Raw genomic sequence first — 12,812 nt, forward strand, 5'->3', positions numbered from 1 at the left:
GCCCGCCCGGTGGGGGTCGATTCGGCACCTCCGGACGGGTGTGTTCCGCGGTCGGCGTGACAGACTGGACCGGCCATGACGAGCCTGCCTGTGATCCCCGTAGACCCCGACGCCCCTGGGCGCCGGCCCGCGATGCCGCCCCGCCACCTCGCCGACCTGGACCTGCCGGGCCGGCAGGCGCTGATGGCCGAGCTGGGCGAGCCGGCCTTCCGCGCGAAGCAGGTCTCCAACCACTACTTCGGCCGGCTGGTGCGCGACCCGGAGCTGATGACCGACCTGCCGACGGCCACCCGGGAGCGGCTGGCCGGGGCGCTGCTGCCGACCCTGCTCAACCCGGTCCGCGAGCTGGCCTGCGACGACGGCGCCACCCGCAAGGCGCTCTGGCGGTTGCACGACGGCTCGCTGGTGGAGAGCGTGCTGATGGGCTACCCGGACCGGGTCACCGTCTGCATCTCCAGCCAGGCCGGCTGCGGCATGGCGTGCCCGTTCTGCGCCACCGGCCAGGCCGGGCTGACCCGCAACCTGTCCACGGCGGAGATCGTCGACCAGGCGGTCTACCTCGCGGGCGTCGCGGCCTCCGGCGCGGTGGCCGGGTCGCCGCCGCGGCTGTCGCACGTCGTCTTCATGGGCATGGGCGAGCCGCTGGCGAACTACAACCGGGTGGTGGCGGCGATCCGTCGGCTGGTCGCGCCGGCCCCCGAGGGGCTGGGCCTGTCGCAGCGGCACATCACCGTTTCCACGGTCGGCCTGGTTCCGGCCATCCGCCGACTGGCCAGCGAAGACCTCTCAGTGACCCTTGCGCTGTCGCTGCACGCGCCCGATGATGATCTGCGCGACGAACTCGTGCCGGTCAACCAGCGCTGGAAGGTAGCCGAGGTGCTGGACGCAGCGTGGGACTACGTGGCCCGGACGGGGCGCCGCGTGTCGATCGAGTACGCGATGATCAAGGACGTGAACGACCAGCCGTGGCGGGCGGACCTGCTCGGGCGGCTGTTGGCCGGCAAGCTGGCCCACGTGAACCTCATCCCGCTCAACCCGACACCCGGCAGCCGCTGGGACGCGAGCGCGAAGCCGGTCGAGCGCGAGTTCGTCCGGCGACTGCGCGAGGCCGGGGTGTCCACGACGGTGCGGGACACCCGGGGGCGCGAGATCGACGGCGCGTGCGGGCAGTTGGCTGCCGCCGAGGACAGGGACACCGATGCGCCGCGCGGGCGTGACCGGGCGTAGCGACGAGACCAGGAGACATAGTGGCGAGTCAGGGTCAGCGTTTCCGGCGTAAGGCGCTCCGCCGGGGATACAAGGTCGACGAGGTGGACGCCTTCCTGGACCGGGTCGAGGCGACAATCGCCGGCCAGCCGGTCGGCGCGCCCGTGGCCTCCCAGGAGGTCCACGACGTCGTCTTCCGAGTCCGCTTCAACGGCTACGACGAGTGGCAGGTCGACCTGCACCTGGACCGGGTCGAGCGGCAGCTGGCCGAGCTGGAGGAGCGCGGCGGCCCCGGCGGTCGCGGCGCCGACCCGCGGGGCGCCGACCGCCTCGGCCCGCCGATGCGCGACGACCACCGCGGCCTGTCCCCGGTGCCGCAGCCGCTCCCGCCGCGCGCCATGCCGGCCCAGGCCGGCCCGCAGGGCTACGGCAACCGGTACGACGAGCCCACCGGCGCCTTCGCCGGCGGGTACGACGCCCCCCGGGGCGGCTACGACGCGCCGCGCGGTCCGGGTGGTCCCGGCCCGGGCGGGCCGATGGGTCCCGGTGGTCCGGGCGGCCCGGGCGGGCACGGCGGTCCGCCGCAGCGCGGCCTGCCCCCGGGTCAGGGTGGCTACGGCGCCCCGGAGGAGCCGCGGTTCGACGGTTTCGAGGCGGGCCGGCACGGCCGCGCCGACATGACCGCCGAGATCCGGATGCCGGAGCGGGATCAGCGCGACATGCGCGGGCGCGGCCCGGCCGGCCCGCCCATGCAGCAGCCGGCGCTCGGTGGCCCGCCGATGGGCGGCCCGCCGCCGATGGCCGGTCCGCCGGTGGGCGGTCCGCCGATGGTGGGCCCGCCGATGGCCGGTCCGCCCGGCAGCGACCTCTACCGGGTCGACCAGATCCGGCGCAGCTTCCAGGTGCGTCGCTTCGGCAGCGGGTACGACCCGGACCAGGTGGACCGGTTCTTCGAGACGCTGCTCGGCGGCATGCAGGGCCGCAACCCGATGCCGGTGAACCCGAAGGACCTGGACACCCTGCGCTTCGGGCTGGTGCCGGGCGGCTACTTCGAGGCCGAGGTCGACGCCGCGCTCAAGGACGTGCAGGACATCTTCTTCGGCCGCTGACCGCGCGACGAGGACCGCCGCGAGGAGACAGCAGCGACGGGACCGGAGCGACGGGGACCGACGTGACGAAAGGGCCCACCCCCGACGGGGGTGGGCCCTTCACTCGTTCGCGGTCCGGCGCGGCGGTCGGGTCAGGAGCGCAGGCCGTTGCGGCGCAGCACGGCGTCGCCGATGACGATCGCCAGCAGCAGCACGGCCAGGCCGACCAGCCAGATGTCCTCGACCCTGCCCTCGTGGTTGCCGCACAGCATCGCCAGCAGCGCCAACGCGGAGAGCACCGCGCCGATCCGTCCGGACCTGCGGTGCCCGGGCTTGTGCTGATCTGGCGCGGTTACCGGCTCGCTTCCTGCCACTGTCGGTCCTTCCCTCGCGATCGGATCTCCGGTTAGTCTGGCACGCCCCGCGGCGGGCCCGGCGCAGGGTCCGGCCTGATGGGGGTACGACGTCGCGGGTCGGCGACCACACTGCCTCCGGTAGCGTTCGGACGTACACCTTGATTGTCGTTTTGAGGGGGACTGCGGTGCGAGTGACCGGTACGGGGCATGCCAGCATGCGGATCGACACGGCCGCGGGCAGCATCCTGTGCGACCCGTGGGTCAATCCCGCCTACTTCGCCTCGTGGTTCCCCTTTCCGGACAACTCCCAGCTCGACTGGGCGGCCCTCGGCGACGTCGACTACCTGTACGTCTCGCACCTGCACCGGGACCACTTCGACGCCGCCCACCTCAAGCGGTACGTCTCGAAGGACGCCACCGTGCTCCTCCCCGAGTTCCCCACCTCGGAGATGGAGGACGAGCTGCGGGCGCTCGGCTTCACGAAGTTCCTCAAGGCCCCGAACGAGCAGGTCGTCGAGCTCGACGGCGGCCTGAAGATCATGATCCAGGCGCTGACCAGCCCGACCGACGGCCCGATCGGCGACTCCTCGCTCTGGGTGGAGTACGACGGGGTCCGGCTGCTGAACCAGAACGACGCCCGCCCGACCGACCTGAGCGTCTTCGCGGAGCTGGGCCACGTGCACGCGCACCTGCTCCAGTTCTCCGGCGCGATCTGGTACCCGATGGTCTACGAGCTGCCGCAGGCGGCCAAGACCGCGTTCGGCAAGCAGAAGCGCGACCGGCAGTTCGACCGCACCTGGCGCTACATCGACGACCTGAAGGCCGACCACGTCTTCCCGATCGCCGGCCCGCCGTGCTTCCTCGACGACGCGCTGTGGCAGTTCAACGACATCCACGGCGACGAGGGCAACATCTTCCCCGACCAGTCGGTCTTCCTCGCTGAGTACGCCAAGGTCGGCGGCACCAACGGCATCGTGCTGCTGCCCGGCAGCGTCGCCGAGGTGACCACGGAGGGCGCGAGCACCACCCACCCGGTGCCGGTCGACGAGTTCTTCGCGAACAAGACCGCGCACCTGGAGGAGATGCGGGAGCGCAAGCGCCCGATCATCGAGGCGGAGAAGGCGTCCTGGCGGCACCCCGAGGTGGACGTGCTCGGCGAGATGAAGCGCCGCATCGAGCCGCTGCTGGACGAGTCGATCTACTTGGCCAAGGGCGTCGGCGGCCCGGTCCGCTTCGACCTGGTCGGCTACGACGGCGAGAGCGTCGAGTCGATCGTGGTGGACTTCCCGGGCAAGGAGGTCCGCCCGTACGCCGACGAGAAGGTCCGCTACCGGTTCCGTACCGAGCGGGCGCTGATCGAGCACCTGCTGCACATCGGGGAGGTGGACTGGGTCAACTCCCTCTTCCTCTCCTGCCGCTTCTCGGCCGCCCGGATCGGCCAGTACAACGAGTTCGTCTACGCCTTCTTCAAGTGCCTCTCCGAGGAGCGCCTCCAGTACGCCGAGGGCTGGTACGACGAGCACGAGCGGGCCGTCGACGCGGAGGACATCACCATCGGCGACTGGGTGGTGCAGCGCCGCTGCCCGCACCTGAAGGCGGACCTGAGCCGGTTCGGCATCGTCGAGGGCGACCAGCTCACCTGCCAGCTGCACGGCTGGAAGTTCGACATGCCCAGCGGTCGCTGCCTGACCAGCGTCGGCCACAAGATCCGCGCGCATCGCGCCGACGAGCAGACCCCCGCTCCCGCCGGCGAGGCGCTCAGCTGACGATCCGGCCGGGGCGCGCCGACGACGGGCCCCGGCCGTCCCCGATCCGCGCCCCCGCCGCACCGCTGTGGGCCACCATGCAATGGAGGGTGGCGAAAGCCGCGGGCCGGCACCGCCGGACACCAGCGAGAGCGGGGCGGGGCGTGACGGGGGCAGACGCCGAGCAGCGGGACTACCGGTACAAGCGGGACCGGGAGATGAACCGGGACGCCTCCCGGGTGGAGACGTTCAGCGACGGGGTCTTCGCGGTCGTGCTGACGGTGATGGCCGTCGAACTGCTGCAGAACGGCCCGGCCCGGGATCCCGGGACGCAGCTCCCCGACGCCCTCGTCCACGCCTGGCCGACCTACCTGGCATACGTGATCACCTTCGGGATCGCCGGTCAGATCTGGCTCGGCCATCACAACATGTGGCGGTACGTGGTCCGGGTCGACCAGGTGCTGCTCATGTTCAACCTGCTCGTGCTGCTCTTCGTGGCGGCGATCCCGTTCACCGCCGACCTGCTGTCGGACAACCTGCGCGGCAGCGAGACCGAGCAGCGGCTGACCGCCGCCCTCTACCTCGGCACCGTGCTGGGCGAGTCGCTCTTCTTCAACCTGAGCTGGTGGTGGGCCCGCCGGCGCCGGCTGCTCCACCCCGACCTGGACCCCCAACTGGCCCGGGCGGTCTCGCGGCGGCTGGTGGTGCGCCCGCTGCTCTACACGATCGCCTTCGCCTCCGTCTTCGTCGACCCTATCCTCAGCCTGCTCCTCTACCTGCTGCTGCTCGTCGGCCTGTCCCTCATCCGCCGCCCCGGCGACCTGCCCCGGTCCGCCTCCGCCGAGGCCGGCGGCGAGGTCAGCGGCCGAGGTCGGTAAGGATGCGGCGGGCGGCGTTGTGGCCGGCGGCGCCGATCACGCTGCCCGCCGGGTGGCAGCCGGCGCTGCCCGCGTAGACGCCGTCGACGCCGGTCGCGTACGGCATGCGGTCGGTGAACGAGACGGTGTTGTCCACGTGGTGGATGTGCCCGCCGGTGATCCCGAAGTGCGCCTCGATGCCGGGCGGGGGCAGCGGCACCGCGTCGGCGATCAGGTCGCCGGTGCCGGGGGCGTACCGCTCGCAGATGGCGATCAGCTTCTCGACGTACCCGGGCATGGCCTCGTCCCAGGTGGTGCCGGCCAGCTCGTAGGGGACCGACTGCACGAACAGGGCCGAGGAGTGGTGGCCGGCCTCGTCGGAGAGCGACGGGTCGACGGTGGTGTGCAGGTACCACTCGATGGTCGGCTCCTCGGGCAGCCGGCCGGCCTGCACGTCCGCCCACATCGCGCGCAGCGCGGCCATCGGCGCCTCGCCGCCCCCGCCGACCAGCGAGGCCGAGCCGGGGAGCAGGTGGATGGTGGAGCCGAACGGGCTCGGCGCCCCCGCCGGCAGGCAGGCGAAGCGGGGCAGCCCGGTCAGCGCCAGGTTCAGCTTCAGGGTGGTGCCGGGGCGGCGGACCGCCGTCATCCGCTGGTGCAGCGGCGCGGGGAGCGCGCCGTCGGGCAGCAGGTCCATCAGCCGGTACGGGTCGCAGGCGCCGAGCACCACCGGGGCGGCGACGCGCCGGCCGTCGGCGAGCGTCACCCCGCTGGCCGCGCCGCCGTCCAGGGTCACCCCGGTCACCGGCGTACCCGTGCGGATGGTGGCCCCGGCGGCGCGGGCGGCCTCGGCGAAGGTCCGCGAGACGGTGCCCATGCCGCCCCGCGCGATCATCCAGGTGCCGTCCGCGCCGGGCAGCCGGCACATGTTGTGCACCAGGAAGTTGTGCCCGGTGCCGGGGTCGTCCGGGCCGGCGTTGAGGCCGGAGAGGCCGTCGGTGACCGCGTACATGCTGACCAGCAGCTCGGAGCGGAAGTCGAAGCGGGCCAGGTGGTCGGCGACCGAGCCGCGCACCAGGTCGACGAAGACCTGCCGCAGCGCCGGTCGGACGTACCGCTCGGCGGTCTCCTCCACCGGGAGCGGCTCGGCCAGCCAGGCCGGCGCCAGGTCCTCGCGCAGCTGGGCCAGTTCGGCCTGCAACGCGTCGTCGGCCGTCGCGTCGGCGGGGGAGAAGAACTCCGCGAGCTGCTTGCGGGTCGACGCGGTGTCGCTGCCGAAGAGCAGGTACGGCGAGCCGATGCCGCCCGGCGTGGGCAGGAAGTAGTGCGGGTCGCGGCGCAGCACCGGGATCCGCACGTCGAGCGTGGCGAGCAGCTCCGGCGGCATCAGCCCCAGCAGGTACGACCCGGTGGAGTGGCGCAGCCCGGGGACCTTGGGGAACGGGTTCTCGGTGCGGGTGGCCCCGCCGATCTCCTCCGCCGCCTCCAGCACCAGCACGTCCAGCCCGGCGCGGGCCAGCAGGACGGCGGAGACCAGGCCGTTGTGCCCGGATCCCACGATCACGACGTCGGCGCGGGTCGGCAGCTCACTCGCTTCGCTCATGACCGGGCAGCCTAGTGCGGCGCGGCCCGCGGCGGGAGGGCTTCGACGGCGGGAGGCTTCAGTGGCGGGAGGGCCTCAGCGGCGGATGGCGCGCCAGCGGCTCAGGGCCAGGGTGGCGGAGTAGCCGGCCAGCACGATCACGTGGAACACGTAGAGCCAGAGCAGCACCGCGACGCCCGCACCGATCTCGTCGAAGCCGCCGAAGGGCACCCCCAGGTCGATCGGGAGCGAGGCGAACAGCACGAACCCGTGCAGGAAGCCGGCGAGGTTCGCCGCCGTGAACGAGCCGAGGACGAGGGTGGACAACCAGTCCGGGGAGGCGGGCCCCACGACCCGGAACACCCACATCAGCACCGGCGTGAGCACCAGCCACACCCCCAGGAACGACAGCACCACGCCGAGCGCACCGATCCAGCCGCCCTGCCGGACCAGGTGGGTGGTGGTGGGCAGGGCAACCAGGATCGACAGCAGCAGCGCCGGGGCCGGGGCGAGCAGCGGCAGCAGCAGCAGCCGACCGCGCCAGCCCACCAGCGACTCGTCCGGGTTCGGCGGCGTGGCGACCGAGACGAACGCCCGACGCAACCCCTCGCCGTAGAGCGACGCCGGCAGCAGAGAGGCCAGCGCGAGCAGCGGGGTCAACTGCACCCCGGCCGCGACCAGCGCCTCCACCGCCCGAGGCGCCCCGATCGCGTCCGGCAGCGTGTTCACCGCGTACGAGGTGAGCCGGCGGACCCGGTCCCCGCCGGCGAGCAGCGAGGTCAGCCAGATCGCCAGCAGCGCCACCGGCACCACGGCGATCGCCCCGTAGAAGGTGATCGCGGCGGCGTGCAGCGAGAGGTCCCGACCGCGCACCGGCCGGAAGGCGGCGCTGGTGATCCGCTTCGTGCGCTGCCATGCGTGGCCCATCGCGATCTCCTTCCCCCGCCTGGGCCGGGGCACGCATTACGATCGCGCGTCATGACGGTGCTCACCACGGAACGCCTGGTGCTGCGGGACTGGACCGACGCCCCGGCGGACCTGGATCGGATCTTCGACATCTACTCGCGTACCGAGATCACCCGCTGGCTGGCCGCGTCCGGCCTGCCGCTGACCGACCCGGCCCAGGCCCTGGACCGGCTGGCCAGCTGGCGGAAACGGCACGCCGGCCAGGGCGGCCGCTACGGCACCTGGGCGATCGAGGTCCGGGACACCGGCCGGGTCGCCGGCACCCTGATCCTCAAGCCCCTGCCGGGCGCGGACGGCGTCACGGAGACCGACGACATCGAGGTGGGCTGGCACCTGCACCCGGACTCCTGGGGGCACGGGTACGCCACCGAGGCGGCCCGCGCGGTGCTGGCCCGCGAGTTCGCCGCCGGCACCCCACAGGTGTACGCCGTGGTCTCGCCCGGCAACGACCCGTCGATGGCGGTGGCCCGCCGGCTCGGCATGGTCCACCTCGGCCGGCGCACCGACTGGTACGGCGGCGAGGTGCTGGAGACCTTCGTCCGGCGGGCCGACACCTGACGCCCGCCGGGACAGCGGGGGGTGCCCCGCGGGCCGTATCGTCGTCCGCCGTGATGATCAGTTTCGAGACGCAGCCGGACCGGCGGCGACTCACCGCCGCCCTGCGCCGCGCCTACCGGCGCACGTTGCTGCTGTACTGGCTCTGCCCGGTCGCGCTGCTCCTGCCGGCCCTGGTCGACGTGCTCCTCGGAGATCCGCTGGAGGGGGTGCCCTGGTTCGCCGCCGCGGTGACCGCCGTGGTGCTGTCGCCGCTGATCCTGCGGGCGCTGGTCCGGGCCAGTTGGAAGATGCACGGCATCCCGATCACCTGGACGATCTCGGACGAGGGCGTGCGCTGCGCGAACGCGCTCTCCGACAGCGTCATCCGCTGGGAGGCGCTGACCGGGGTGGAGCCGATCCCCGGCCAGTTGCTGTTCCGGCTCAGCCGGCACCAGGTGTTCCCGGTGCCGATCGACGGTCTGAGCGTGGAACAGCGGGCCGAGCTGTACTCCTACCTGCGCGGCCGGGGACTGCTCACCGCCGATCCGGTCGAGCCGGGGCCGCAGGCCGTCCGGCGGTAGGCCGCCCCCGCCGGATCGGTCACGCACGGTAGTGCCCACTTTCCGGACATGCCGGTGAGCGATATACCTGAGAGTCATATCTATGCCTCCCAGGTATATCGCTCACCAGGCATACGTCGTCCCACCGCCACCCGCCATGGGGCAGCGGAGGCGCGGCGCCGGTCCCGATTCAGGATCCGGGCGGCGAGGGGCTGAGGCTCCCAGCGGGCGCACAGTGACGCCGGGGCAGAATGGCCGCGTGACAACTCCCCGCGACCTCGTTCTGCTCGGCTCCACCGGCTCGATCGGTACCCAGGCCATCGACATCGTGCGGCGCAACCCGGACCGGTTCCGGGTGGTGGCGCTGGGGGCCGGCGGCGGCAACGTCGAGCTGCTCGCCGCGCAGGCCCTGGAGCTGGGCGTGGACGCGGTCGGGGTGGCGAAGTCCTCCGCCGCGCAGGACCTCCAGCTCGCCTTCTACGCCGAGGCGAGCCGGCGCGGATGGGCCACCGGGGACTTCCGGCTGCCGAAGATCGTCGCCGGCCCGGACGCCATGACCGAGCTGGCTGAGTGGCCGTGCGACATCGTGCTCAACGGGGTGGTCGGCTCGCTGGGGCTGGCGCCGACGCTGGCCGCGCTGCGCGCCGGTCGTACCCTCGCCCTGGCCAACAAGGAGTCGCTGGTGGCCGGCGGCCCGCTGGTGCGGGCCGCGGTGACGCGGCCGGGGCAGATTGTTCCGGTCGACTCCGAGCACACCGCCCTCGCGCAGTGCCTGCGCTCCGGTGCCCGCGCGGAGGTGCGGCGGTTGATCGTCACCGCCAGCGGTGGGCCGTTCCGGGGCCGACGACGAGACGAACTGACCGAGGTCACCCCCGAGCAGGCCCTCGCCCACCCCACCTGGAACATGGGCAAGGTCATCACGATCAACTCGGCCACCATGGTCAACAAGGCGCTGGAGGTGATCGAGGCGCACGAACTCTTCGACGTGCCCTACGCCGACATCACCGTGATGGTCCACCCCACCTCGGTGATCCACTCGATGGTCGAGTTCGTGGACGGCTCCACCATCGCCCAGGCCAGCCCGCCGGACATGCGGCTGCCGATCGCGGTGGCGCTCGGTTGGCCGGATCGGGTGCCGGACGCCGCCGCCGCGGTCGACTGGACGAAGGCCCACACCTGGGAGTTCGCCCCGCTGGACGACGAGGCGTTCCCGGCGGTCGCCCTGGCCAAGGCCGCCGGCGAGACCGGCCGGTGCCGCCCGGCGATCTACAACGCGGCGAACGAGGAGTGCGTCGCCGCCTTCGTCGCCGGCCGGCTGCCCTTCCTCGGCATCGTCGACACCCTGCGCCGGGTGTTGGAGGAGGCACCCGATTTCGGCGAACCAGGTACCGTCGAGGACGTGCTCGCGGCCGAGTCGTGGGCACGTGCGCACGCGCAGGAGATCATCTCGGGGTCGGGGAAGGAAGCTTGATGCTCTATCTGCTCGGGGTGGTCGCGATCGCCCTGGGGATTCTCATCTCGGTGAGCCTGCATGAGGCGGGTCACATGCTGACCGCCAAGGCGTTCGGGATGAAGGTCACCCGCTACTTCGTCGGCTTCGGCCCGACCCTCTGGTCCTTCCGCCGTGGTGAGACCGAGTACGGCATCAAGGCCATCCCGCTCGGCGGCTTCTGCAAGATCGTCGGGATGACGCCGCAGGACGACGACGTCGAGCCCGGCGACGAGCACCGGGCGATGTGGCGCTACCCGGTCTGGAAGCGGACGATCGTGATGTCCGCCGGCTCGGTGACCCACTTCGCGCTGGCGATCGTCGCCATCTGGCTCGTCGCGATTTTCGTGGGGATGCCGAACAAGGACCTCCCGAACCCGCTGCCGGCGCACGTCAAGATCGTGGACTGCGTCATCCCCACCGACGCGCAGCGTGAGTGCGCCCCCGGCGACCCGGCCAGCCCCGCCAGGCAGGCCGGGCTGCGCGACGACGACAAGATCGTCGCGGTGAACGGGACGCCGGTGGCCGACTACACCGAACTGGTCAAGAAGGTCCGCGACCTGCCCCCGGGCAAGGCCACCATCCGCTACGAGCGCGACGGCGTGCAGAACGACGCCCAGGTATCGCTGGCCGCTGTGCAGCGCAAGCCGCTGGACGACCCGAACGGCGCCCCGAAGACCGTCTCCGCCCTCGGCGTCGCCGGCCCGTCCCTGCCGCCGGGCGTGCCGGCCACCGTCACGTACGGCCCGGTCGAGGCGATCCCGGCCACCGCCGGCTACACCAAGGACCTCGCCGTCGGCACGTACGAGGCGATGAAGCGGATCCCGGAGAAGGTGCCCGCCCTCTGGACCGCCGTCACCGGCGGCGAGCGGGACAAGGACACCCCGATCAGCGTGGTCGGCGCCAGCCGGCTCGGCGGCGAGGCGTTGGCGAACGGCTTCTGGCAGATGCTGCCCTTCCTGTTCATCTCGCTGAACTTCTTCGTCGGCGTGTTCAACCTGCTGCCGCTGCTGCCCCTGGACGGCGGCCACATCGCCATCGCCTGGTTCGAGCGGGTCCGCTCCTGGCTGTACGCCCGGATCGGCCGCCGCGACCCGGGCCGGGTGGACTACATGAAGCTCATGCCGCTCACGTACGCGGTGATCCTGGTCGGTGGCGCCTTCACGCTGCTGACCGTCACCGCGGACGTCATCAATCCGATCACGCTCTTCTCAAGGTGAGTGCCTGAAGTGACCGCTGTCAGTCTCGGTATGCCCGCCGTACCGCCCCCGCCGCTGGCCCCCCGTCGGGCCAGCCGCCAGATCATGGTCGGCTCGGTGCCGGTCGGTGGCGGTGCGCCGGTCTCGGTGCAGTCGATGACCACCACCCTCACCTCCGACGTCAACGCCACCCTCCAACAGATCGCCGAGCTGACCGCGTCCGGCTGCCAGATCGTCCGGGTCGCCGTGCCCAGCCAGGACGACGTCGAGGCGCTGCCGGCGATCGCGCGCAAGTCGCAGATCCCGGTCATCGCCGACATCCACTTCCAGCCGAAGTACGTCTTCGCCGCGATCGACGCCGGCTGCGCCGCCGTCCGGGTCAACCCGGGCAACATCCGGCAGTTCGACGACAAGGTCAAGGAGATCGCCAAGGCGGCCGGTGCGGCCGGCGTGCCGATCCGGATCGGCGTGAACGCCGGCTCGCTGGACAAGCGGCTGCTCGCCAAGTACGGCAAGGCCACCGCCGAGGCGCTGGTCGAGTCGGCGCTCTGGGAGTGCTCGCTCTTCGAGGAGCACGGGTTCCGGGACATCAAGATCTCGGTCAAGCACAACGACCCGGTGGTGATGATCCGGGCGTACCGGCAGCTCGCCGAGCAGTGCGACTACCCGCTGCACCTGGGCGTCACCGAGGCCGGCCCGGCGTTCCAGGGCACCATCAAGTCGGCGGTCGCCTTCGGCGCGCTGCTGGCCGAGGGGATCGGCGACACCATCCGGGTCTCGCTCTCCGCGCCGCCCGTCGAGGAGATCAAGGTCGGCAACCAGATCCTGGAGTCGCTGGGCCTGCGCGAGCGGGGCCTGGAGATCGTCTCCTGCCCGTCCTGCGGCCGGGCCCAGGTCGACGTCTACAAGCTGGCCGAGGAGGTCACCGCCGGCCTGGAGGGGCTGCCGGTGCCGCTGCGCGTCGCCGTCATGGGCTGCGTGGTGAACGGCCCGGGTGAGGCCCGCGAGGCCGACCTCGGCGTCGCCTCCGGCAACGGCAAGGGCCAGATCTTCGTCAAGGGCCAGGTCATCAAGACCGTGCCCGAGGGGCAGATCGTGGAGACGCTGATCGAGGAGGCGCTCCGCCTCGCCGACGAGATGGGCGCCGAGATCCCCGAGGAACTCCGCGACCTGGTCCCCGGCGCCACCGTCACCGTCCACTGACCCACCCCGCCCCACCCCGCACGC

Annotated in this window: 12 protein-coding genes; 9 read left to right on the forward strand and 3 right to left on the reverse strand. The window is 72.4% G+C overall.

The annotated features are described in order from the left end of the window. Positions 1-75: 75 nt before the first annotated feature. Positions 76-1,227, forward strand: a complete 1,152-nt coding sequence (rlmN, locus tag ACTWM8_RS07485; RefSeq protein WP_446213169.1) for a 23S rRNA (adenine(2503)-C(2))-methyltransferase RlmN — start codon at positions 76-78, stop codon at positions 1,225-1,227. A gap of 20 nt (positions 1,228-1,247) precedes the next feature. Then, positions 1,248-2,315, forward strand: coding sequence for a DivIVA domain-containing protein (locus tag ACTWM8_RS07490; RefSeq protein WP_446213170.1), 1,068 nt, complete (start codon positions 1,248-1,250; stop codon positions 2,313-2,315). A gap of 131 nt (positions 2,316-2,446) precedes the next feature. On the opposite strand, the gene ACTWM8_RS07495 is transcribed toward ACTWM8_RS07490, so the two are convergent. Further along, the gene (locus ACTWM8_RS07495; protein ID WP_154943497.1) at positions 2,447-2,668 is read right to left on the reverse strand and encodes a DUF2631 domain-containing protein; all 222 of its coding nucleotides are present in this window, start codon (positions 2,666-2,668) and stop codon (positions 2,447-2,449) included. Between the two features lie 167 nt (positions 2,669-2,835). On the opposite strand from ACTWM8_RS07495, the gene ACTWM8_RS07500 reads away from it, so the two are divergent. After that, entirely contained in the window at positions 2,836-4,416 is a 1,581-nt protein-coding gene (locus ACTWM8_RS07500; RefSeq protein ID WP_446213171.1) for a Rieske 2Fe-2S domain-containing protein, read from the forward strand. 197 nt (positions 4,417-4,613) lie between these two features. Then, positions 4,614-5,273 (forward strand): TMEM175 family protein, encoded by a 660-nt coding sequence (locus ACTWM8_RS07505; RefSeq protein WP_446214488.1) that lies wholly within the window; start codon positions 4,614-4,616, stop codon positions 5,271-5,273. On the opposite strand, the gene ACTWM8_RS07510 is transcribed toward ACTWM8_RS07505, so the two are convergent. Next, the gene (locus tag ACTWM8_RS07510; RefSeq protein ID WP_446213172.1) at positions 5,254-6,855 is read right to left on the reverse strand and encodes a phytoene desaturase family protein; all 1,602 of its coding nucleotides are present in this window, start codon (positions 6,853-6,855) and stop codon (positions 5,254-5,256) included. The genes ACTWM8_RS07505 and ACTWM8_RS07510 overlap by 20 nt on opposite strands. Before the next feature lie 75 nt (positions 6,856-6,930). Next, on the reverse strand, positions 6,931-7,761 hold the full coding sequence (locus ACTWM8_RS07515; protein WP_446213173.1) for a YhjD/YihY/BrkB family envelope integrity protein: 831 nt from the start codon (positions 7,759-7,761) through the stop codon (positions 6,931-6,933). A gap of 51 nt (positions 7,762-7,812) precedes the next feature. Between ACTWM8_RS07515 and ACTWM8_RS07520 the strand changes: the two genes are divergently transcribed. The 5 genes from ACTWM8_RS07520 to ispG all read left to right on the forward strand — a co-directional run bounded on the left by ACTWM8_RS07520 (position 7,813) and on the right by ispG (position 12,788). After that, entirely contained in the window at positions 7,813-8,358 is a 546-nt protein-coding gene (locus ACTWM8_RS07520) for a GNAT family N-acetyltransferase (RefSeq protein ID WP_446213174.1), read from the forward strand. 50 nt (positions 8,359-8,408) lie between these two features. After that, on the forward strand, positions 8,409-8,918 hold the full coding sequence (locus tag ACTWM8_RS07525; protein ID WP_446213175.1) for a YcxB family protein: 510 nt from the start codon (positions 8,409-8,411) through the stop codon (positions 8,916-8,918). A gap of 238 nt (positions 8,919-9,156) precedes the next feature. Next, positions 9,157-10,368 carry a 1-deoxy-D-xylulose-5-phosphate reductoisomerase gene (gene dxr, locus ACTWM8_RS07530; RefSeq protein ID WP_446213176.1) on the forward strand — a complete coding sequence of 404 codons (1,212 nt, stop codon included), beginning with the start codon at positions 9,157-9,159 and terminating at the stop codon, positions 10,366-10,368. Next, the gene (locus ACTWM8_RS07535) at positions 10,368-11,606 is read left to right on the forward strand and encodes a M50 family metallopeptidase (protein WP_446213177.1); all 1,239 of its coding nucleotides are present in this window, start codon (positions 10,368-10,370) and stop codon (positions 11,604-11,606) included. Before dxr ends, ACTWM8_RS07535 begins: the two co-directional genes overlap by 1 nt. Before the next feature lie 9 nt (positions 11,607-11,615). Beyond that, complete coding sequence (gene ispG, locus ACTWM8_RS07540; protein ID WP_088963467.1) at positions 11,616-12,788, forward strand: flavodoxin-dependent (E)-4-hydroxy-3-methylbut-2-enyl-diphosphate synthase; 1,173 nt, start codon at positions 11,616-11,618, stop codon at positions 12,786-12,788. Positions 12,789-12,812: the final 24 nt, after the last annotated feature.

The sequence above is a fragment of the Micromonospora sp. IBSANI012 genome (genome assembly GCF_052814045.1).